Genomic DNA, 19,507 nt, shown 5'->3' with positions numbered 1-19,507 from the left:
CGAACCCCCCCGGCCCCGGGGGTTTTTTTTTGGGGGGCCGGGTGCGGGTGGTGTCCCGCGCCCCCCCCCCCCCAACACGGCCCCCCTGTGTGGGTTGGGGGGGGCGGTTCCCCCCGCGATCCCGGTTGCCTCAGATCCGGTAAGCGACAGCCTTCATCACGGCCGAAGCCGCATGCATCAGTCCCGGGAACGGGAAGGGCAGGTCGATCCCCCCGCGCGCCTGCGCCGCATCCGCATGCCGGACCTCATCCTCCTGCATCTGCTTCAGGATGGCCCGCGAACGGTCATCCTGCGCCGGAAGCTTCTCCAGGTGCTCGGCCAGGTGGGCCTCCACCTGACGCTCCGTCTCGACGACAAAGCCCAGGCTGATCGGGTCGCCCACGGCCGCCGCGGCCACGCCGATGGCATAGCTGCCCGCATACCAGAGGGGGTTGAGCAGGCTGGGGCGGGACTCGAGCTGCTTCAGCCGCTCGGCGCACCAGGCCAGGTGGTCGGTCTCTTCCTGGGCGGCGTGCAGCAGGTGGGCCTTGGTTTCTTCCGTGCGGGCCAGGGCGGCCTGGCCCATGTAGAGCGCCTGCGCACACACCTCGCCCACGTGGTTGATCCGCATCAGGCCGGCGGCGTGGCGGCGCTCGGCGTCGTCCAGGGCGGCATCGGGCACGGCATCGCCCGGCGAGCGGCGGTGCGCCTCCGGCGAGCCGCCCACGGCCTCCATGGCGCGCTCCAGCCCGGCCAGCAGGCGATCGAACGGGGTCAGGGTGCGGACGGACACGGGGATTCCTTTGAACGTGGGAACCTGCACACGTTACAATGGACGGGTGCCCTGGCGGGGTGATCGTGTTGCGGCTGCTTGTCGCGGCGAGCGGACCCGGCCAACGGCATCACTTGTGTAAAGGCCGCGTCATCATGCTATGATTGTCGGCCCGAAGCTCACCTGTTAGGTGGGCTTGCGCGATGCAGGATAAATCGCTATTCTCTCGCGTCTTTGCTTTCACCGATTCCGTGTTCCGTCCCTGTAGTGGGCGGCAAACCAGGTATTTTCGAAATGAAAACGTTCAGCGCCAAGCCGGAGAGCGTCAAGCGCGATTGGTTCGTGATTGACGCCACGAACAAGACCCTGGGTCGTCTGTCGACCGAGGTCGCGCGCCGTCTCCGCGGCAAGCATAAGCCCGAGTTCACCCCGCACGTCGATACCGGCGATTACATCGTCGTGATCAACGCCGAGAAGGTGGCTGTCACCGGTGCGAAGCTGGACGACAAGATGTACCACCGCTTCACCGGCTACGTCGGCAACCTGAAGACCACGAGTCTCAAGGATCTGCTGGCTACGCACCCGGAGCGCGTGATCGAGATCGCCGTCAAGGGCATGCTGCCGAAGAACCCGCTGGGTCGCGCCATGTACCGCAAGCTCAAGGTGTACGGCGGTGCCGAGCACCCGCACACCGCCCAGCAGCCGCAGCAGCTGGACATCTAAGGAAACGCCATGGCTATCCAGCAGAATTACGGTACCGGTCGCCGCAAGACCTCGGCAGCTCGCGTGTTCCTCCGCAAGGGCACCGGTGGCATCGTCGTCAACGGCAAGCCGCTTGATGTGTTCTTCGGTCGCGAAACCTCGCGCATGATCGTCCGTCAGCCGCTCGAGCTGACCGAGAACAGCGAGAAGTTCGATATCATGGTCACGGTTGCTGGCGGTGGTATCACCGGCCAGGCCGGCGCCATCCGCCTCGGCATCGCCCGCGCCCTTGTCGAATACGACGAAGCGCTGAAGTCGCCGCTGCGTAAGGCTGGTTTCATGACCCGCGACGCCCGCGAAGTCGAGCGTAAGAAGGTCGGTCTCCACAAGGCCCGCCGCGCCACCCAGTTCTCGAAGCGCTAATCCGCTTCTACTCGACGCTCCAAGGTCAGAGCGCGTCGACAGGTTTCTTGGGAGATCGTCTAACGGTAGGACAACGGACTCTGACTCCGTTTATCTAGGTTCGAATCCTAGTCTCCCAGCCAAACCGGAAAGGGCCCTGAGCAATCAGGGCCCTTTCTTTTTGTGCGTCACTCAGCCGCGAACAGCGGGATTACGAACCACTTCCGTGAGTTCACCGGTGTCGGTGTTGTAGAACAGGCCGAGGATGTCGGCGTGCTTCGGTACGCCCGGCGCTGCGCGCAGCAGCGCAACGTCGTAGGCCAGCGAATCCTCGTAATCGCTGATGCTCACCGAGCCTGCGTCGTACGCTTTGGAAATATCGGCGCCGTCGTGTTCGTGGGCATAGTTCGCGACCATCCGGTCGGCCGTGTACGACGTAGCGCCGCAGTTCGAGTGGTGCACGACCACCACGGTCTCGATGCAGAACAGGTATTCGCCCACCGTGACCGAGCGGATGGCATCGACGGCGCGGCCGGCGGCGACCGAGACAGTGCCCATGGTCGTCGTCGAGCCCACCCGGCTGCCATTCGCGTCGAGGATGACTTCGCCCGGGTAGACCTGGTTGCCCAGGAACTTCGCCACGGCCTGCGGGATCTCGCGAACGCGCGGGTCATAGCAGTAGATCACGACCGACGTGAGCGGTACGGCGTGCGAGAACGCCTCGCGCAGGGTCGGTTCGTCGTAGCCCGGCTGGGCACTGAAAACATAGTCGCTGAAGCGGGAAGACGTGCGGGTCATGGTTGCCTCCACAGGCAGGGTGTTGGGTGTGGAGACCAGTCTGTGCAGCGTCCAATGGGCCGGCAATTACGCCCCAGGAATAACGGCGGCGTGCCAGGCTTCGGTGGCCTCGTCCACCGGTGACATGCACTCCAGTCGCCACTCCTCGGGCCCCAGCGCGCGTGGCGTCCCTACTGTGGTAACGAGCGAGAAGTAGCTGAGCCGGCGTTCGCCATCGCTCAGGGTCAGCGGGATGACGGGAAGATCGGGCGCAGAGGGTTCGAAAGCGGCGGTGTCATCGACACCGGGGTAGGCACGCAGCTGGGCCAGCAAGGCCTGGGTGTCCTCATCCATCACGCCAGCCACCGCTTCGCGCCGTACCCGCTGCAGGAGCGCTGCGGAGAAACGCGGCCAATCGGGCACGAAAGGCCGCAGCCCGACTGGATCAAAGAACAGGTGCAGAAGGTTTCGCGGGCGCGGCCAGCGGTCCAGGTCGATGAAGGCATTGAACAGCCGGGTGGTCGCGCTATTCGCCATTACGACATTCCACCAGCGATCCATCACGACCGCGGGATACGGCTCGTGCTGGCGAAGCATGCGTTCCAGAGCATGGCGAACGACCGCCATGCCGGCGGCATCCCAGCTTTCTTCCGCAAACTGTGGTGCGTAGCCGGCGGCTAGCAAGAGCTCATTGCGTTCCCGGAACGGCATGTCCAGCCCATCGGCCACGGCCATCAGGGTCTGGCGACTGGGAACGGTGCGTCCGCTCTCGATAAAGCTCAGGTGCTTCTGCGATACGCCCGTTTCCAGCGATAAGCCGAGCTGGCTCAGGCCCCGCATGCCGCGCCAGGCCTTGAGCATGCGGCCGAGCTCGCCGCCAGGAGTTGGCTCTGGGTGTGGCATGGGACGGCGCCTGCACGGGGATCCTGCCGATGATTGTGGAAGGGACGCCAGCACGCAGGCAACCGGCGGGTGCAACGCCGGGGAAGCTCAATGGCACCTACAGCACCGGTTCCAGGAACGGCGTGGCATGACATACCGCAATATCCAAGGCATGCGTGCCATCGCGGCGCTCATGGTGGTCTCGTGCCACATGTTCTGGAACCTCGGCCCGACCCGCCTCTACTGGGTCAAGCCGTTCTTCGCGGCCATCGGCCCGGCCGGCGTGGATGTCTTCTTCGTCATCTCCGGCTTCATCATCTACAACGTGCTCCAGCGCTCGATCGGCGAGCTCGGGCAGGTAGGCCGGGGCAGGGCCGTCTTCGTCTTCGCGATGAAGCGTTTCATCCGGATCTACCCGCTCTACTGGATCGCGTTCGCCGCGGCCTTCCTCGTCATGCTGTGGGGGCCACCGCTGCCGCGCGGGCAGGAGAAGCCGCTGCTGGAGCTGCTGACACTGGTCAACGGCGCGCCCAACTACATCGTGGGTGTCGCATGGACACTGACCTATGAGGTGTATTTCTACGCGGTGGCCGCGCTCAGCCTATGGGCGCTTGGGAGGAGAGCCATGCTTGGGCTGGCGGCGTGGTTCGGCTTGCTCGTGGTCGCGACCGCGGCAGGCGCCGGACATGCCGCGTCGCCATGGAACTACCTGTTCGCGCCCATCCTGCTCGAGTTCTCGTTCGGCGTCGCTATCGGCATGCTCGTCCGGCGAGGCTTCCAACGTTGTCACGGGGCGCTCTGGGTAGTTGCCAGCATCTGGATGCTAGTGGGCACCTGGTTCGTCGCGCACGACCCGGTGTCGTACCCGCTACGCGTCATCGGTTGGGCCGCGCCCGCCGCCTTGTTCATCCACGGGTTCGTGGTCCTCGAACTACAGGGCCGCTGGATCATGCCGCGGAGCCTCCAGTACCTCGGTGATGCCTCGTTCTCCATCTACCTCTGGCATCTGATCGTCTTCGAAGGGGTCGCCGCTGTGTTCGCGCGGCTTGGATGGATCGGCGTCGTCGATCCCGCCCTGCTCATGGCCGGCATGGTGGCCGCGGGCCTCGCGTTCGCCCTGGCCAGCTACCACTGGATCGAGAAGCCCTTGTTGGCCTGCCTCCCCGGTGTTGCGGGCCTGCACCGAGGCCCCGTCGCGCGTGCGGAGGCCGCCCCGCGACCTGAACCATGCTAGCCTAGCGACCCGGCAAACGCCGCTCCGGCCGCCCGGAATGGCCTGTCTCGCCTCCTGAGACATCCGCCCCCTACCGTATTCGTTTTCTGCCGCACAGCGGACGGCAGCGGAGTCGTGATGAGCAAGACCAAGGGAATCTCCGAACGGCGCAGCGAGAAGTTGCTCGATGAGCTGCTGAGCTCCCAGGGGTGGTCCCCGAAGAAGCCTCCCGTCGGCGATGTCCTGCTGCAGAACGAATACGGCGCCTTCCCGCTGATCGAGAAAGCCCTGAAGCAGGCCAGCAAGACCGGCGGCGGCAGCGGTTACCCCGAGGCCCTGCTGGTCGACAAGGTCACCGAGAAAGTCCTGGCCGTGGTCGAGGCCAAGAAGCTCAGCAGCGAACATGGCAAGGCCCTGCGCGAGGCGCAGCATTACGCCGAGCGTTTCAAGCAGAAGGGTTATGCGCCGCTGGCGATCGGCCTGGCCGGCACCTCCGACGATAGCTTCGAGCTGCGCGTCTCGCGCTACGCCGATGGCGAATGGTCGATCGTGACCTACGGCGGCAAGCCTGTCTCCTGGATCCCGAACCGCGCCGACCTCGAGCGCGTTGCCTCGCCGCACGGCCGGCCGGAACTGCGCCCCACGATTCCTCCGCCGGAGGTGCTTGCGCGCCGGGCGGAAGAAATCAACCGCCTGTTGCGCGAGGCGAAGATCAAGGACGAGTTCCGCCCCGCCGTGGTCGCCGCAATCATGCTGGCGCTCGCGAGCTCGAAGGGCCGGATCCGCCGCGACGAAGACCACATCCTCTCCGACATCAACGCGGAGTGCCTGCGCGCGTTCGAAAAGGCAGGCAAGCCCGCGCTGGGCCGCAGCCTGCATGTCGAGGAGGCGAACGCGAAGCTCGCCACGCGCGCGGTGGAAATCGCCCGCATCCTCGAAAAGCTCAACGTCAGCGTGCTCACGGCCGAACACGATTATCTCGGCCAGCTCTACGAGACCTTCTTCCGCTACACCGGTGGCAACACCATCGGCCAGTACTTCACGCCGCGCCACATCGCGCAGTTCATGGCCGATGTCTGTGAAGTGGGCCCGCGCGACCACGTGCTCGATCCCGCGTGCGGTACCGGTGGCTTCCTGGTCGCCGCCATGGATCGCCTGCTTCGCGCGCATGACCTGAGCCGCGCGGAGATGGTCAAGGTCGCACGCAAGCAGCTCTACGGGTTCGAGACGGAACCCGTTACCGCCGCGCTGTGCGTCGCCAACATGATCCTGCGCGGTGATGGTGCCACCCAGATCCACCAGGAAGATTGCTTCACCGCGCCCGACTTCCCCGAGGGGAACGTGGACGTGGTGCTCATGAACCCGCCGTTCCCGCACAAGGCTTCGGATACACCGTCCGAAGACTTCGTCGATCGCGCGCTGGATGCGCTGAAGCACCGTGGCAAGGTGGCCGTAGTGCTGCCGACGAGCCTGATCGTGAAGAAGAGCAAGGGCGCATGGCGGCAGAAGATCCTGAAGCATCACCGCCTGCTGGCGGTGTGCCAGCTGCCGGATGAACTGTTCCAGCCGTATGCCTCCGCCACCACCTCCGTAGTGGTGCTGGAGAAGGGCGTGAAGCACGATCCGACCGTTGCCACGGTGTTCGTACGGCTGCACCACGATGGCCTGACCCTTCGCAAGGGCATCCGGGTGGAACGGCCGACCGAGCCGAACGATATCCCGCAGGCGGTGGACGCGATCGTCAACAAGCGCGCCATCCCGGGTTTCTCGGGCCTTGGCCACGTATCGGGCGAGCGCGAGTGGGCCGCAGGCGCCTACGTCGATTCCGCCCCGCCCAGCCGCGATGAAGTGCAGGAAGCCGTGGATGTGCACCTGCGCCGCCTGGCCTCGTTCTACACGCGCTATGCGCGCGAGGTCACCGTGCAGCGCGACCAGGTACGCCAGGGCGGCATCCGCATGTCGGGCTACCGCAGCCTGATGTCGCAGGCGAAGAAGGACAATGCGAAGGCGCTCTCCGATGCGGCCCGCCCGGGCACGATCGGCGATGCCTTCGATATCGTGTACGGCATGAAAGAGTTGCACAGCCGTGATGGCATCGCCGATGGCGAGACGCTGGTGATCTCGCCGACCGAAGCCTACAACGGCTGCTACGGCTGGCTGGAGTTCGGCCAGGTCATGCAGCCGCCGTTTGTCACCGTCGCGCAGACCGGTTCGATCGGCGAGGCCTTCGTGCAGTTCGAGCCGTGCGCCGTGAACGACGATTGCCTGGTGCTGCTGCCACGCCGCCGCCTGAGCGAAGCGATGCTCGTGATCGCTGCGGCCTGCCTGCACGAAGAAAAGTGGCGCTTCTCCTACGGCCGGAAGCTGACGCCGGCGCGCATCGCACAGTTCGCGTTGCCCGACGACCCGGTGCTCGAGGCGTGGGTGGAAGAGCGGCTCGCCCAGACGCGCCGCGTCGTGCTCACGGCATTGACCGGCTACGCCGGCACGGAAGACGCGGCGTTCTTCGTCGACTGATCGGGCCGCTCCACCTTGTCGACGAGCCAGCCGCGTGCTTCGTCGACCGCGCCCAGCGCACCCGGCAGGACACCGTCGGCCACCAGCGCGGATGCCACGCGCAACAGCACTGCGGTGAGCACCTGCCAGCTCGCCTCATCGTGCGGGCCAAGTGCGCGCATCCGCCGCTGGAATGCCGGCGACTCACCCCATCGGCGGATGGCCGCCTCAAGCCGCTCATCGATGCGGCGTAACGGCGTGACACGCGCGATCAGCAGGTAACCACGTTTGCGGATGGTCTGGATGTAGCGGGGGCGTCGAACGTCGTCACCCAGCGCGCGGCGAAGTATGGCGATCGCCTTGTGCACCGGGTTGTCCCCGAAGAAGCCGCCCATCCAGCAGGCATCCAGCAGTTCTTCCACGCTCACGACCTGACCCTGGCGGGATGCAAGCACGCACAGGACATCGACGTGCCTGGGCTCGAGCGCGCGTGTTTCCCCACGGCTTTCGATAACCCGTCGATCCGGGTGGACAACCCAGGCGCCAATGAGAAAGGGAGAAGACACTTCGGAATGCTGCATGCCGCCAACGGTGGTTGCCGGCACAGGCAACTACTTGAATATAGGTATGTTTGTCGGCCCGTAAGGTTCCCGGAAGGACGTGAGAATGTTCTCTCGCCGACGGTACGCGCCTGCCCAAACAAGGAGTAGGTAAATGCAAGGGAACCATGTAGGCGGACACCGTGCGGATCGCATTCTGTCACAGGGGATGGACCGCCCTGTTCGCGTAGTCCTCGCGGACGACCAGGAGCTGATGCGGGAAGGACTCGCCGCGTTGCTGTCCCAACAAGAGCGGTTCGAAGTCGTGGGAACGACGGGGGATGGGCGCGACTGCCTGCGCCTGTGCGTCGACCACAAGCCCGACCTGTTGTTGTTCAACGACAGCATGCCCGGGCTCAACGGCATCGAGGCGGCCCGCCGGGTCGCGTCACGCTGCCCGCAGACGCGCATGCTCTGCCTCTCCGAGACCGGCGACCGGCCCTGCGTGCGTGCGGCGTTCGATGCCGGCGCCCACGGCTACGTCCTCAAGCGCTGCACGTTCGCCAACCTGGTCGATGGCATCGACAGCGTGCTTTCATCGCGCTACCACGTCAGCCCCGAGCTGGCGCACGTTCTCGTGGAAGCATTCTGCCGCGACGATGATCCGGCATCCGTGCTGACGCCACGGGAAAAGGAGGTCGCACAGCTTTACGCCGAGGGCCTTTCGACCCGGCAGATCGCGGAGCGGCTGCATATCAGCATGAAGACGGTGGGCACGCACCGCGAGCACATCCTGGCAAAACTTGAGGTCGATGGCATCGCCAGCCTCACGCGTTATGCCCTGCGTGCGGGGTTGGTGTCGCTGGACCCGTGAGCACGCGGAGATCAGCACATGTGCGACCGGGATATCAGTGCATCGCCGATAGCACCCGGGTCGCGGTAAATCCATAGTAGGCCCACGGCGACGCACACCATCAAAGGAGATACGGATGTCGATGCAAGTGAACGGGAAGTTCCGCTGTGTGTGCGTCGCTCGATGACGGCTACGCCACTGGAAGGGATGATCGAGGCGATGGCTGGTGCCGTGGTCGAGGCCCAGGCTCGCATCGAGCAGGCCCAGGTTGCCCACCTTGGCGAATATTTCGATGAAGACAACCGGCCGAAGAGCGTGGTGATCCGCATGCCCTCGATGAAGGTGGGTACGGACGATGGCGATGAGGATCTCTACCGGGCCCCGCTGTTGCCGCTGGTCCCGACGACATCGCTACGGATCAAGGATGTCGAGATCTGTTTCGATGCCGAGCTTGGTGAGTTCAGCGACAGCGGTGAGACGGATGGTGACGGTATGCCTGATTTGGAGCAAAGCCGCTGGGCTTTCCTCTCACGATCGAGGAAACAATCCGTGCAACTGGATACCGCTGCGCGCCACCGGAACGACCAGGGCGGCAAGGTGCACGTGAAGCTCCGCGTCGAAGGCGTCGAACCCACGGATGGTGTCGCCCGCCTGACCAACCATTTAGCGATGACCCAAGGGGTCTTCCAGACGTTCAGGCCGGGCGACTAACCCCTCCCCGATTCCGGCCGAACCCCGCGGCACAAGAAGTGCGGCGGGACCCATGTCGATACGTAAAGGAGTTACATCATGACTATTTCCGAACAGTTCCGTGGCCTTCCCATGGGCGACCTTGTCGGCGCCCCCCTGCTGGCTGCGTGTGACGCACAGGTGCGTCTTGCGCAGGCCACGGCCGATTTCATCAGGAGCGTCGGCTTTGAGCAGAATGAGGACGGAAGCACCGGCGCGACCCGTACTTCAACCTTTCAGTTCACCCGTCCGGTGCAGGAAGCCGATGGGACCTGGAAGGACGAACTCGTCGAGATGAACGTTCCGTTGCTCTCGATCGTCAAGGTGCCGACCCTGGCCGTGGAGAACGTCGACATCACGTTTGACATGGAAGTGAAGGCCTCGACGCACGACAAGAGCTCGCTGGATGCGACCGTGGGCTTCGACGCCTCCTGGGGTGGGTTCGGCGCGAAGGTTTCGGTCCAGGGCTCGGTGGCTTCCCATAAGGAAAACACTCGCACCACGGACAACTCGGCCAAGTATCACGTCAATGTGCAGGCGCGTGATGCGGGCATGCCCGAAGGCCTTGCGCGGGTGATGGATATCCTGCAGACCGCCGTTGTGGCGAAGCCAGGCAAGGTCGTCGAACCGCCTGCGCCTGGGTCCGGTATCCAGTAACACGCGCATCGTGAACCGATAATGGTCGTGGCACCGCGGTGCCACGATCGTGTGAGGAGCAACCCATGTTCGATGTCACCGATGTTCGGTTCGTGAAGCGCATCGTCGTCGGCAGCAACAACCCGAGCCAGATGTCGGGCGAGGAACAAATCGAGGAAGCGCGCGCCATGCTCAACCGTTGCCTCAATGAGTCACCACGCGGCCACGTGATGGCCACGGAGAAGAGCTTCACGATCCTGCAGATCGGTGAGCACCAGGTGGTGCTGCAATGGATCTGTTACCACGTAGGTTTCGCTCGCAAGCCCCCGTGGCTGGCGGACTGAGATGGGTCGCCGTCCGATGCTTGCGACGACGCTCCTGGCTCGCGTTCGTTCCGCCGTCGAGTCTGCGCAGGCGCTTGCCTTGCGCCGCCGCACGGAAGCCCTTTGTGGCCCGCCGTTGCCGCTGCCGTGGCTTGAAGGTGCAACCACGGAACGAGCGCGATGGGTGCCCCGTGTGGCCGGGGTCCGCATCGTGTTCGAAGGAACGACGCGTGGCGAAGGACTCACGCTGCAGGTCATACCGGGACGGCCGCGCTTTGCGCGACTGACACCCTGGCGGATCCACCAGATCGAAGTGTGCTGTGACGCCGCGAAAGACGGGGTGGCACGGCTTTACATCGACGGCCGTGCCGTCGATGCCACGGGGCCAGGTCCCCAACCTTGAAGGAGAGCGACATGTCACATGGAACGTTGACGAAGATACGAGGCCTTGGTTTGTGCACCATCCTGTTTGCCGCCTGCGGTGTTGCAGACGCGCGCATCCCCGACGGCCAATGGTCGGGAGTGCTGAGGGCCGGGGATGATGCAACGCGGGTGGTCGCCATGCGCCGCGGCGAGAAGCTGCAGCTGCGCTTTCGCGAACCGCATAACTGCCAGCTTCCCGCTGAACTGCTCGACGAGAAGGATGGCGAGGCCCAGTTCCGTTTCAATCCACCACCGAACGGAGGTGGCTTCTGTGCCGGCCTGTATCCGGGTGACGTCCTGATCCGCGAAGGGGAATCGAGCCTGCGCCTGGCATTCGAGCGTTCCGGACGCGCGTGGTCCGGTGACCTGTCACCTTCGCCCGCCCCCTGGGGCAAGCGCTAAGGAGAACGGCATGGATACCCTTCTGCTGAATCGCTTCTGGTTACTCCTCGCCGCCGTCGGCGGTGCCGTCCTCCCTGTCGCCATGACGAGCGTCGCGTCGCGGGGGCGTGCCGTCATGCAGGTCGTTTGCGGCACGCTCATCGCCGTGTTCCTGGCACCCGCGTTCCATCGTCACTTCCTTCCGGATGCGGGTGTGGAAATCCAGGCCGGGGTGTCATTCCTGGTCGGGTGCTTCGGGCTCAAGCTCACATCGATCGCGCAGCACGTGCTCGATCGCCATGGCGAGGGCATGGCCGATCGCCTTATCGGCCGGGTCACCGGAGGTGGCAAATGACCGCGGGTTTGCTCGGGATCGATTTCCTCGCCTGCACGACGGTGATGCTCACGGCCGGCTGGTTGCTGACCGATCGCCTGCTGTCTCGCATCGCACGCGTGGCATGCGCCCTGGTGGCTGCGGGTGCCTGCGTCAACGCCATCGGCATCTACGGGATGCTGACCAGCGTCGATGGCTTCTTCTACGGCGATGTGTGGCCTAGCGAGGTGCTTGTCGATGTCGGCCTGGCGGCCCTGATGGTTCGCTGGGCGATGCGACTGCACCTTGCGGCGAGCGAGCCGGCGTGCCCGTGACGGTCGGTACCGGTGGGGGCGCCTGAACACCGGCGCCCCCACCAGTGCGCGGAATCGGCATACCGGGCCGCTATTCTCCAGCCGTTGGGGGAAAGTCGGGAGCATCGACCATGGGGCCAGCGCCCGTGGGCGCCCCCCAACGTCGATTTGCCGGTAACCGTCGCGTGGTGCGGCGGCCCGGATACCATGAATGGGGATTCCGTCATGTCTTTTTCGCTCCGTGCGCTCGCAGTTTCGATCTCGTTCCTCACCCTTGGCTTCGGCGTCGCCCAGGCGCAGACCGCCACGTCGGGACTTGGCCAACAGTGGCCTAACGCTACCGACGTCAGCAGCAACCCGAACTACCACGTCTACGTATTCCAGCGTGGCGCCATCAAGTACGTGCAGGTCAATGACGCGAATGGCACGGTCCGCGCGGCCGTCATGCTTACACCGACCGGGCGCTTCGGTACGCCGGTGGGTAGCGATGCCAACAACGTAGCGACCTCGGATGAGCCGCAGGCCGCGCCGGCGAGCACGGCCAGCCAGACGGTCTACTCGGACGGCGCGAACCAGATCGCCGTGGCGCCACAGTCGAACGGAACCATGCGCGTGATGGCCGTGGCGGTGGAATGCAAGAACCCGGTGGAGTGCTCGTCGCGCGGGCCGTAAGCGCTGCGCGGTGACGCCGCCGGGCAGGATGCCCCGCGGCGTCACGCCCCGTCAGTGACGGGGCGACGGTGAAGGTGCGGGGGCGATGCCGGGATGCGTCGCCGCCCGTGCCGCCGCAATCCGCTGGGCGATCTTCACGCCGAAGATGAGCGCCGTCGAGGCCACGAACGCCAGGACCGCCTGGGCGCGGATCATCGACGGATCCTGGAGGTGGAACGAGGTGCTGGCCTGGGCCACGCTGGCGAGCATGCCGCCCACGGCGGCGCCATGCCAGCCATGCCGGAGGGTCATCAGGATAACGGGCACGACCATCCCGAACCGGACGCAGGTGAGCAGCCCGTCATCGTCGCTCGCACCGCCGGAGACCAGCAACAGCAGGGCCAGGCAGGGCACCACGAAGAGCAGGGCATCGCGCAGGAGGGGGCTTTCACGCACGGCCCGCCAGGTCACGACGCCGCCGGGCAGCGTAGCCACGCGTTCGCGGATGGCAAGGATGAGCGGGGTCAGGGTCAGGGCGCCCAGGTAGCAACCCAGCAACCAGGCCAGCAGGATCGGCAGGGTGATCGCGGGCGCAGGACTGCCGTCACCCATGCTGACGGTGGAAAGCACCAGGGCATTCGCCCCCATGGTGATCACGGCGCAGACCAGGGTGGCGGCCAGGATCAGCCCCATGTTCACGTGGCCATCGGGGCGCAGCAACGTGAACCGGCTGCGCAGCCAGGCCATGGCCGGCATGCAGGCCAGGATCGGCGGAATCGAGGCCATGCCGGCCCAGAGGAAGCCGAAGCTGGTGGCGTGGAGCGCCGCCATTTCCGCGATGGGCAGGGCTTCGCCGACGGCCAGGGCCGGCCAGAACCGGCGCGGGACGAGGAGCAGGCAGGCCAGGCGCAGGCCGGCGGGCAACATCCAGTGCGAAAACGAGATGTTGCGGGTGAGCTCATAGCACGCGGCATACGCGCCCGCGACCGCCAGATAGCGGCCCCAGGCCAACGGATCCTTGTTTGAAGTGCCCACCGCCACCCTCAATGCCGCGATCGCGGCCTTCAGCCCGTTGCCGACGGAAACGATCCCGTTACGACTGACGCTTTGCAGTTGGATGATATAGCGGCAGGCCCGAGGCGGAATACAGAGCCCCGGCCAACATTTGCCGAAATAGCATTCGGATCGGTGCCGCGTGGTGAACCACGCAGTTTCTGCACATCGCTGGTGCTACCGTCCAGCCATGAACCTTCGCGACCTGCAGACCCGTTTCGCTTCGACGCTCCGCGGCGGCCCGGCCGTGGAGGGCCTCGATGGGCGCGGCATGGCCGTGTACACCAACCGGTTCCGCGACCAGCTCGTTGCCTCGCTCCGGGATACCTATGCGAAGACCCGCCTGTGGCTGGGCGACGGGGTGTTCGATGAACTGGCCGAGGAGTACGTCGCGGCGACTCCGCCCGCTTCCTGGACGCTCAACGCCTACGGCGAGAGCTACATCGCCTGGCTCGATGCCCACTACCCCGCAGACCCGGAGATCGCGGAACTGGCCTGGCTGGACTGGCACCTGCGCCGGACCCTCTCGGGTCCGGACGCGAGGCCGATCGGCCTGGACGGACTGGTCTCGGCCGACTGGGAAGCCGTGGAAATGCGCTTCGTGCCGACCCTGCGCTTTCGCTGGACGCGGAGCAATGCCGCGGCCATCTGGCATGCCCTGGCGAGCGAGACCATGCCGCCGGCCGCCGAGATCTTCGATGTGGATGCCGGGGTGCGCGTATGGCGCCGCGACTGCTCGCCGCGCTTCACCAGCATGCTGGCGCCGGAATGCGCCTGCCTCGACCTGGCCCTGGCCGGCGCCTCGTTCGGGGAGCTGTGCGAGGCCCTGACGCGGCTGCACGAGCCGGATACGGCTGCCCGCCAGGCGGGCGCGCTGCTGCGGAGCTGGGTGGAAGACGGCATTGTCGATGCCCTCGTCGGGGACTGACCCCGGGGTGGGGCGCGGCCCCGCGATTACACTGGCGGGATGATCGATGACGCCCACCTCACCCACGGCCTGGCTGGCGATGAACTGCCGCCGGACTGGCCGGCACGGACCGACGACGAAACCGCGCGCCTGCTTGCCCGGATTCCCTCGGCAGGGGCCGCGCGCCGCATCCGCTGGCGTTCCCCGCGGCCGCTCTCGGCGGCGGCGCTGGTGGATACCACGATGGGCACGGTGTTCGTGAAGCGCCACCACGTGAGCGTGCGCAGCGCGGCCACGCTTTCCGAGGAGCACCGGTTCGCCGCCCACCTGCGCGCGGGCGGCATCCCCCTTCCGGCGCTTTACCCGGACGACAGCGGTGAGACCGCGATCGTCATGGGTGATTGGGTCTACGAGGTGCACGAACGTTCCCGCGGCACGGATATCTACCGTGACGCGTTCTCCTGGTCGCCGGTGGGCGGATGGCAGCACGCTCGCGCGGCCGGCGAGATGCTCGCGCGCCTGCATCGCGCGGCGGAAGGCTACGTGGCACCGCAGCGCGCGACGCACATCCTCGTGGCGCGTGCGGAGGTGCTTGGCGCGGACGATCCCGTCGCGTCGCTCGAAGCCCAGCTGGCAACGCGCCCGGCACTCGCGGGTTACCTCGCGGACCGTGACTGGCGCGGCGAGCTCCAGGCGACCCTGGCACCCTGGCATGCCGCCGCCCACGCCGGCATCGCCCGCCAGCCGCGTCTCTGGACGCATGGCGACTGGCACGTATCCAATCTTTGCTGGAGCGATGCCGGCGACGCCGCCACGATCACCGATGTGCTCGACCTCGGCCTCAGCGCGGCGACCTTCGCCCTGTTCGACATCGCAACGGCCGTCGAGCGGAACGCCATCGCCTGGCTCGATATCGCCCGGGGCGAGATTGCGCATGCCGAGCTTGCGTTGGCACTGCTCGATGGTTATCGCGCCGTACGTCCTCTCGATGCTGGCGACCTCGACGTACTCGCCGCCCTGTTGCCGATCGTCCACGTCGATTTCGCCCTGTCGGAAGTGGAGTATTTCGCGGGCATCACGCGGCGGCGCGATCACGCCGACGTGGCCTGGCACACCTTCCTGCACGGCCATGCGGCATGGTTCGGGACGGCCCCCGGGAGCCGCCTGCTGGAGACCCTCCGCCACGCCGGTCGCTGATTCGTGGTTCAATAGGCGTCTTGAAGCGGGGGTGCCTGGCGTTGCCAGGCTGAGAGAGTCCCTTGGAACCTGACCCGGTTAGTACCGGCGTAGGGAGCTTGCAGAGCCACGGTACCAGCCTCGGAGGCGGTGCGTGGCCGGCCGTCGCTTCGTTTGTTTCCCACGAAGACGACCATGATCCCGAACCGTACCCCGCTCGCCCTGGCCCTGCTTTCGCTGGCCACTGCCGTCCACGCCGCCGACGACGATGCGCCCCAGCAGGCGCGTACGCTGCCCTCCATCGATGTGCGCGCGACCACGTCCGATGGCTACCGCGCGGCGGATTCGCAGCTGGACACCTTTGGCAGCTTCGGCAGCGCACCGCTGCACGACACGCCGGCGGCCATCACGGTCATCACCCGCGCACAGATCGACGACCGCCAGCCGCGTTCGCTGAGCGAGCTCGTGCGCAGCGATGCGGCGATCAACGACAACTACGCGCCGGCGGGCTACTACCAGGATGTGTCGATCCGCGGCTTTCCGCTGGACCTGGCCACGGGCTTCCGCTTCAACGGCATGATCATGTCGGCCGAGCAACTGCTGGCGCTGGAGGGTAAGGAGCGGGTGGAAGTGCTGAAGGGGCTCGGCGGCCTGGAAGCAGGCGTCGTCGAGCCAGGTGGCCTCGTGAATTACGTGAGCAAGCGTCCCGCCGATGTGCACACCGTCACCGTCGGCACCGATTCGCACGGCTCCGCTTACGAAGCCCTCGATCTCGGTACGTGGTTCACCTCGTCGTTCGGCATGCGCATCAACGCGGCGAACGAGCGCACGCATGCGGTGGTCGAGCATACCGATGCACGGCGCAGCTTCGTGTCGATCGCGGCAGACTGGAAGATCAGCGATGCGGCGACCTTGCTGCTCGATACGGACTACCAGACGAGCGGCGGCCGTTCCGTCTCTGGCTACCAGATGCTTGGTGGCACCGTGATCCCGGATCACCCGAGCCGTACGCGCCTGCTGGGTTACCAGCCATGGCAGCGCCCGGTCGGCATCCATTCGAGCAACACGTCGCTGCGTTTCAATTACCGTTTCAGCGACCAGTGGAACGCGCAGGTGTCGGCGGGCCATAGCCATACGGTGATCGACGACAACGTGGCCTTTGCTTATGGCTGCTTCTATGCCGAGTCGTGTGCGAGCGGTGCTACGCCGGGCAATTACTTCGCGCCCAACGGCGATTACGATGTCTACGACTATCGCAGCCCGGACGATACGCGCCAGAACGATGAACTGCGTGCGTCGCTGACGGGTACGTTCGCGACCGGCACCGTCGATCACGAGCTCAACGTGGGCGCATCGACGTTCCGCCGCACGGTCGACCAACGTGCGGATGTGTACGACTACGTCGGCACGGCGAACATCTACGACACGGTCGTGCCGGTGTTCCCCGCGTCGCCGAACCAGCCGGGCCCCTCGGAGCGTCGCCTGACGAGCTGGCAGCGGACACTGTTCGCGATCGACCGCGTGCATCTTTCCGACACCTGGCAGGTGCTCGCCGGTGCGCGTCTCGTGAAGTTGAACGAGCGTGCTTACGACGATGCCGGCGTGCTCGAACGCGATACCCGCATGACGAAGACGCTGCCGCAGGCGGCGGTGCTCTGGCAGCCGGTCGCTGCACTGACCACCTATGTCAGCTATGGCGAGGGGATCTCGCTGGGCCGCGAGGCACCGTACTGGACCGCCAATGGGGGCACGAACCTGCCGCCGCTGCATTCACGGCAGATCGAACTCGGTGCGAAGTACGCTGTCAACGATGCGCTGGATCTCCAGGCCGCGGTGTACCGGATCCGCCAGCCGTACCAGTTCGCCCAGCCGGATGGCAGCGCGGAAGGCTTCACCTTCGTCCAGCGCGGGCAGGAAGTGCACAGCGGCGTTGAGCTGAGCATGGCGGGCAGGGTGACCGACAACCTGCGCCTTACCGCCAGCGCCAACGTGATCCGCGCGCGCGCGGAAAACACCGGCACGGCATCGTACGAAGATCACCAGGTGGTGAACGTGCCGCGCTACCGCACGGCGGTCTATGCCGACTACAGCCTGCCATTCGCGCCCGGGCTCGCCGTGCTCGGCGGCTGGCGCTATGCCAGCAGCAATGTCGCCACGCCCGATGGCGCTACGCGCGTGCCGGCATACCACGTGGTCGACGCCGGCCTTCGCTTCGCCACGTCGCTCAGCGGCCATGCGATGACGTGGCGGCTGAGCGTGGATAATGTGTTCAACCGCTTCTACTGGCGCGACACGGGGTCGTCCGGTGGCGATAGCTACCTCTTCCCCGGCATGCCGCGGCTCGCCCGCCTGTCGATGACCTATGAACTTTGAACTTTCCCTGTTCGAACTCGCCGCCGCGCTGGTCAGCGCGGCCGGCGTGTGGCTCACCGCGCGGCGCAGCCCGTGGAGCTGGCCCGTGGGTCTCGTATCGGTCATCGCGTATGCGTGGATCTTCGTCGATGCAAAGCTTTATTCCGACACGCTGCTGCAGGTGATCTTCGCGCTGCTCATCGTCTACGGCTGGCACCGCTGGATGCGCAACCTCGATGAAACCGGGCATGTCCGCGTGGCCTCGCTCGACTCGCGCAGCGCCACGCTGCACCTGGCCGTGGGCACGGCGGCGGCGCTCGCCCTCGGTTACGCGATGCACCGTTGGACCGACGCTTCGCTGCCCTGGCTCGATGCGTCGCTCACCGCCTTCAGCCTCGTCGCCCAGTGGTGGCAGGCACGCCGGCACGCGGCGGCCTGGTGGCTATGGATCGCAGTCGACGTGATCTACGTCGGCGAGTACGTCTACAAGTCGCTGCCCATCACGGCCGTGCTGTACGCAGGCTTCGTGGTGCTGGCCGCCATGGGCTGGCGCGCGTGGAACCGCGAGCGTGCGGTGAGCCCGGCATAAGGGCGTTCGCACCGGCCCCCGGTCTTATGGCGTATAGGCTTGGCGGGCGAGCCACGTAGAATCCGCCAGACACCTCGCCGGAGCCTTCGCCATGCATCGGATCCTGCTATTCCTGGCCCTTGCCGGCCTGTCGTCGCTGGCCTGCGCTAGCCCACCCCCGGCGGTGCCGTCGTTCGAGGCGAGTGGCACGCTCTCGGGTGAAGGGCTGGATAGCACCTGGCACCAGGCGGTCGATACGGCGAGCGGGGCCTGGCGGATCGACGTGACGCATCCCGCGCGATCCTATGCCGATGGCGCCGATACCGGCGGACGCTGGCATCGCGATGTCTCGGGTGGTGTGCACCCCTTCGACTCGGCCGAGGGGCGCGCGATCGCCAGCACCGAGGCGTGGTTGTTGCGCTTAGGCTGGCTCGACACCGACAGGGCGGCCATGGGGCCTTCGGTGATCACGCGCGAACGCGGCCTCGACCTGCGCCGTACCGTGGCGACGCCACCCGGGGGCCGCGAGGTCACGTTGTGGTTCGACCAGACCAGCGGCCACCTCGTCCGTGCCAGCTTCCGTGCGTCCTTCCTCACCGTGACGCGCGATTATGCGGATTACCGCGACACACACGGCGTGGCATTGCCCTACCGCGTGGAAAGCGTGGCGAAGACGGATAGCGGTACCGAAGACAGCCGGGAGACCGTCCGCGTGGATCGCTACGACGTGCCGTCGGCTTCCGGCCTGGCCAAAGCGATCGCGCGGCCGCCGGCATTGCCTGGCGATGTTGCGATGCGCGGCGGAGCGGCGGTGGCGCACGTGCCCATGATCCTGGAAGGCGGCGCGCTGCTGGTCATGGCCTCGATCAATGGATCGAAGCCGTTGCCCTTCATCCTCGACACCGGCGGCCACGCGATCCTCACCGAAAAGACCGCCGCGATGCTCGGCATCAAGGGCCAGGGCAAGGGCGTGAGCACGGGTTCGGGTCCGGGCTCCATGTCCATCGCGTACGCGCGGGTGGAGAGCCTCGCCATGGGCGAAGCGGACATCCGCGACCAGACCTTC

22 protein-coding genes, 1 tRNA gene and 1 riboswitch are annotated in these 19,507 nt (G+C 66.2%); of the genes, 18 read left to right on the top strand and 5 right to left on the bottom strand.

Features of this window, described 5'->3' with window-relative positions; genetic code table 11:
- Positions 1-130: 130 nt before the first annotated feature.
- Entirely contained in the window at positions 131-772 is a 642-nt protein-coding gene (gene coq7, locus ACTHLF_RS08325; protein ID WP_440326496.1) for a 2-polyprenyl-3-methyl-6-methoxy-1,4-benzoquinone monooxygenase, read from the bottom strand.
- 273 nt (positions 773-1,045) lie between these two features.
- Here coq7 and rplM point away from each other — a divergent pair, with 273 nt between their 5' ends.
- From rplM to ACTHLF_RS08310, 3 genes are all read left to right on the top strand, one after another.
- Complete coding sequence (rplM, locus tag ACTHLF_RS08320) at positions 1,046-1,474, top strand: 50S ribosomal protein L13 (RefSeq protein WP_045828717.1); 429 nt, start codon at positions 1,046-1,048, stop codon at positions 1,472-1,474.
- 9 nt (positions 1,475-1,483) lie between these two features.
- Complete coding sequence (rpsI, locus tag ACTHLF_RS08315; protein ID WP_045828716.1) at positions 1,484-1,876, top strand: 30S ribosomal protein S9; 393 nt, start codon at positions 1,484-1,486, stop codon at positions 1,874-1,876.
- A gap of 48 nt (positions 1,877-1,924) precedes the next feature.
- A tRNA-Gln gene (locus ACTHLF_RS08310) sits at positions 1,925-1,998 on the top strand.
- Positions 1,999-2,047: 49 nt separating this feature from the next.
- On the opposite strand, the gene ACTHLF_RS08305 is transcribed toward ACTHLF_RS08310, so the two are convergent.
- A complete protein-coding gene (locus tag ACTHLF_RS08305; protein WP_440326494.1) occupies positions 2,048-2,653 on the bottom strand; it encodes a hypothetical protein in 606 nt (201 codons plus the stop codon).
- A gap of 66 nt (positions 2,654-2,719) precedes the next feature.
- Entirely contained in the window at positions 2,720-3,535 is an 816-nt protein-coding gene (locus ACTHLF_RS08300; RefSeq protein WP_440326492.1) for a helix-turn-helix domain-containing protein, read from the bottom strand.
- 127 nt (positions 3,536-3,662) lie between these two features.
- On the opposite strand from ACTHLF_RS08300, the gene ACTHLF_RS08295 reads away from it, so the two are divergent.
- Together ACTHLF_RS08295 and ACTHLF_RS08290 are read left to right on the top strand one after the other, a co-directional pair.
- Positions 3,663-4,748, top strand: coding sequence for an acyltransferase family protein (locus tag ACTHLF_RS08295; RefSeq protein ID WP_440326490.1), 1,086 nt, complete (start codon positions 3,663-3,665; stop codon positions 4,746-4,748).
- Positions 4,749-4,865: 117 nt separating this feature from the next.
- The gene (locus tag ACTHLF_RS08290) at positions 4,866-7,244 is read left to right on the top strand and encodes an HsdM family class I SAM-dependent methyltransferase (protein ID WP_440326488.1); all 2,379 of its coding nucleotides are present in this window, start codon (positions 4,866-4,868) and stop codon (positions 7,242-7,244) included.
- On the opposite strand, the gene ACTHLF_RS08285 is transcribed toward ACTHLF_RS08290, so the two are convergent.
- Entirely contained in the window at positions 7,205-7,804 is a 600-nt protein-coding gene (locus ACTHLF_RS08285; protein ID WP_440326487.1) for a winged helix-turn-helix domain-containing protein, read from the bottom strand. The genes ACTHLF_RS08290 and ACTHLF_RS08285 overlap by 40 nt on opposite strands.
- A gap of 133 nt (positions 7,805-7,937) precedes the next feature.
- Between ACTHLF_RS08285 and ACTHLF_RS08280 the strand changes: the two genes are divergently transcribed.
- From ACTHLF_RS08280 to ACTHLF_RS08245, 8 genes are all read left to right on the top strand, one after another.
- Entirely contained in the window at positions 7,938-8,636 is a 699-nt protein-coding gene (locus ACTHLF_RS08280) for a response regulator (protein ID WP_440326486.1), read from the top strand.
- A gap of 162 nt (positions 8,637-8,798) precedes the next feature.
- The gene (locus tag ACTHLF_RS08275) at positions 8,799-9,326 is read left to right on the top strand and encodes a DUF2589 domain-containing protein (RefSeq protein WP_440326498.1); all 528 of its coding nucleotides are present in this window, start codon (positions 8,799-8,801) and stop codon (positions 9,324-9,326) included.
- A gap of 78 nt (positions 9,327-9,404) precedes the next feature.
- Positions 9,405-10,001, top strand: a complete 597-nt coding sequence (locus ACTHLF_RS08270; protein WP_440326484.1) for a DUF2589 domain-containing protein — start codon at positions 9,405-9,407, stop codon at positions 9,999-10,001.
- 65 nt (positions 10,002-10,066) lie between these two features.
- A complete protein-coding gene (locus ACTHLF_RS08265) occupies positions 10,067-10,324 on the top strand; it encodes a hypothetical protein (protein WP_440326482.1) in 258 nt (85 codons plus the stop codon).
- A gap of 393 nt (positions 10,325-10,717) precedes the next feature.
- Positions 10,718-11,128, top strand: coding sequence for a hypothetical protein (locus ACTHLF_RS08260; protein ID WP_440326481.1), 411 nt, complete (start codon positions 10,718-10,720; stop codon positions 11,126-11,128).
- Positions 11,129-11,138: 10 nt separating this feature from the next.
- Positions 11,139-11,462 carry a hypothetical protein gene (locus tag ACTHLF_RS08255; RefSeq protein ID WP_440326479.1) on the top strand — a complete coding sequence of 108 codons (324 nt, stop codon included), beginning with the start codon at positions 11,139-11,141 and terminating at the stop codon, positions 11,460-11,462.
- Positions 11,459-11,755, top strand: coding sequence for a hypothetical protein (locus tag ACTHLF_RS08250; protein WP_440326477.1), 297 nt, complete (start codon positions 11,459-11,461; stop codon positions 11,753-11,755). The genes ACTHLF_RS08255 and ACTHLF_RS08250 overlap by 4 nt, the downstream gene beginning before the upstream one ends.
- A 204-nt stretch (positions 11,756-11,959) precedes the next feature.
- Entirely contained in the window at positions 11,960-12,406 is a 447-nt protein-coding gene (locus ACTHLF_RS08245; protein WP_440326475.1) for a hypothetical protein, read from the top strand.
- Between the two features lie 51 nt (positions 12,407-12,457).
- On the opposite strand, the gene ACTHLF_RS08240 is transcribed toward ACTHLF_RS08245, so the two are convergent.
- Entirely contained in the window at positions 12,458-13,420 is a 963-nt protein-coding gene (locus ACTHLF_RS08240; protein WP_440326473.1) for an MASE1 domain-containing protein, read from the bottom strand.
- A 208-nt stretch (positions 13,421-13,628) separates the two neighbouring features.
- Here ACTHLF_RS08240 and ACTHLF_RS08235 point away from each other — a divergent pair, with 208 nt between their 5' ends.
- The 5 genes from ACTHLF_RS08235 to ACTHLF_RS08215 form a co-directional block, all read left to right on the top strand.
- Complete coding sequence (locus tag ACTHLF_RS08235; protein WP_440326471.1) at positions 13,629-14,366, top strand: HvfC/BufC family peptide modification chaperone; 738 nt, start codon at positions 13,629-13,631, stop codon at positions 14,364-14,366.
- A 39-nt stretch (positions 14,367-14,405) separates the two neighbouring features.
- Positions 14,406-15,542: a phosphotransferase enzyme family protein gene (locus ACTHLF_RS08230; protein WP_440326469.1), complete on the top strand. Its 1,137-nt coding sequence runs from the start codon at positions 14,406-14,408 to the stop codon at positions 15,540-15,542.
- 17 nt (positions 15,543-15,559) lie between these two features.
- Positions 15,560-15,655: riboswitch (TPP riboswitch) on the top strand.
- Positions 15,656-15,716: 61 nt separating this feature from the next.
- Positions 15,717-17,894, top strand: a complete 2,178-nt coding sequence (locus tag ACTHLF_RS08225) for a TonB-dependent siderophore receptor (protein WP_440326467.1) — start codon at positions 15,717-15,719, stop codon at positions 17,892-17,894.
- Positions 17,884-18,462, top strand: coding sequence for a nicotinamide riboside transporter PnuC (pnuC, locus tag ACTHLF_RS08220; RefSeq protein ID WP_440326465.1), 579 nt, complete (start codon positions 17,884-17,886; stop codon positions 18,460-18,462). The genes ACTHLF_RS08225 and pnuC overlap by 11 nt, the downstream gene beginning before the upstream one ends.
- Before the next feature lie 91 nt (positions 18,463-18,553).
- The coding region (locus ACTHLF_RS08215) for a retropepsin-like aspartic protease (protein ID WP_440326463.1) at positions 18,554-19,507 on the top strand (954 nt) is incomplete at its 3' end.

Source organism: Luteibacter sp., from assembly GCF_051958795.1.
GTDB lineage: Bacteria > Pseudomonadota > Gammaproteobacteria > Xanthomonadales > Rhodanobacteraceae > Luteibacter.
This window is presented reverse-complemented; position numbering and strand designations above follow the sequence as displayed.

Excerpts from the sequence above, each read along its gene's own strand:
- ACTHLF_RS08285 (WP_440326487.1), bottom strand. The coding sequence starts at position 7,804 with ATGCAGCATTCCGAAGTGTCTTCTCCCTTTCTCATTGGCGCCTGGGTT.
- ACTHLF_RS08275 (WP_440326498.1), top strand. The coding sequence starts at position 8,799 with ATGACGGCTACGCCACTGGAAGGGATGATCGAGGCGATGGCTGGTGCC.
- ACTHLF_RS08235 (WP_440326471.1), top strand. The coding sequence starts at position 13,629 with ATGAACCTTCGCGACCTGCAGACCCGTTTCGCTTCGACGCTCCGCGGC.
- ACTHLF_RS08260 (WP_440326481.1), top strand. The coding sequence starts at position 10,718 with ATGTCACATGGAACGTTGACGAAGATACGAGGCCTTGGTTTGTGCACC.
- ACTHLF_RS08265 (WP_440326482.1), top strand. The coding sequence starts at position 10,067 with ATGTTCGATGTCACCGATGTTCGGTTCGTGAAGCGCATCGTCGTCGGC.
- ACTHLF_RS08290 (WP_440326488.1), top strand. The coding sequence starts at position 4,866 with ATGAGCAAGACCAAGGGAATCTCCGAACGGCGCAGCGAGAAGTTGCTC.
- pnuC (WP_440326465.1), top strand. The coding sequence starts at position 17,884 with ATGAACTTTGAACTTTCCCTGTTCGAACTCGCCGCCGCGCTGGTCAGC.
- ACTHLF_RS08305 (WP_440326494.1), bottom strand. The coding sequence starts at position 2,653 with ATGACCCGCACGTCTTCCCGCTTCAGCGACTATGTTTTCAGTGCCCAG.
- ACTHLF_RS08270 (WP_440326484.1), top strand. The coding sequence starts at position 9,405 with ATGACTATTTCCGAACAGTTCCGTGGCCTTCCCATGGGCGACCTTGTC.
- ACTHLF_RS08280 (WP_440326486.1), top strand. The coding sequence starts at position 7,938 with ATGCAAGGGAACCATGTAGGCGGACACCGTGCGGATCGCATTCTGTCA.
- ACTHLF_RS08230 (WP_440326469.1), top strand. The coding sequence starts at position 14,406 with ATGATCGATGACGCCCACCTCACCCACGGCCTGGCTGGCGATGAACTG.
- rplM (WP_045828717.1), top strand. The coding sequence starts at position 1,046 with ATGAAAACGTTCAGCGCCAAGCCGGAGAGCGTCAAGCGCGATTGGTTC.
- ACTHLF_RS08300 (WP_440326492.1), bottom strand. The coding sequence starts at position 3,535 with ATGCCACACCCAGAGCCAACTCCTGGCGGCGAGCTCGGCCGCATGCTC.
- ACTHLF_RS08225 (WP_440326467.1), top strand. The coding sequence starts at position 15,717 with ATGATCCCGAACCGTACCCCGCTCGCCCTGGCCCTGCTTTCGCTGGCC.
- ACTHLF_RS08250 (WP_440326477.1), top strand. The coding sequence starts at position 11,459 with ATGACCGCGGGTTTGCTCGGGATCGATTTCCTCGCCTGCACGACGGTG.
- rpsI (WP_045828716.1), top strand. The coding sequence starts at position 1,484 with ATGGCTATCCAGCAGAATTACGGTACCGGTCGCCGCAAGACCTCGGCA.
- ACTHLF_RS08245 (WP_440326475.1), top strand. The coding sequence starts at position 11,960 with ATGTCTTTTTCGCTCCGTGCGCTCGCAGTTTCGATCTCGTTCCTCACC.
- ACTHLF_RS08295 (WP_440326490.1), top strand. The coding sequence starts at position 3,663 with ATGACATACCGCAATATCCAAGGCATGCGTGCCATCGCGGCGCTCATG.
- ACTHLF_RS08255 (WP_440326479.1), top strand. The coding sequence starts at position 11,139 with ATGGATACCCTTCTGCTGAATCGCTTCTGGTTACTCCTCGCCGCCGTC.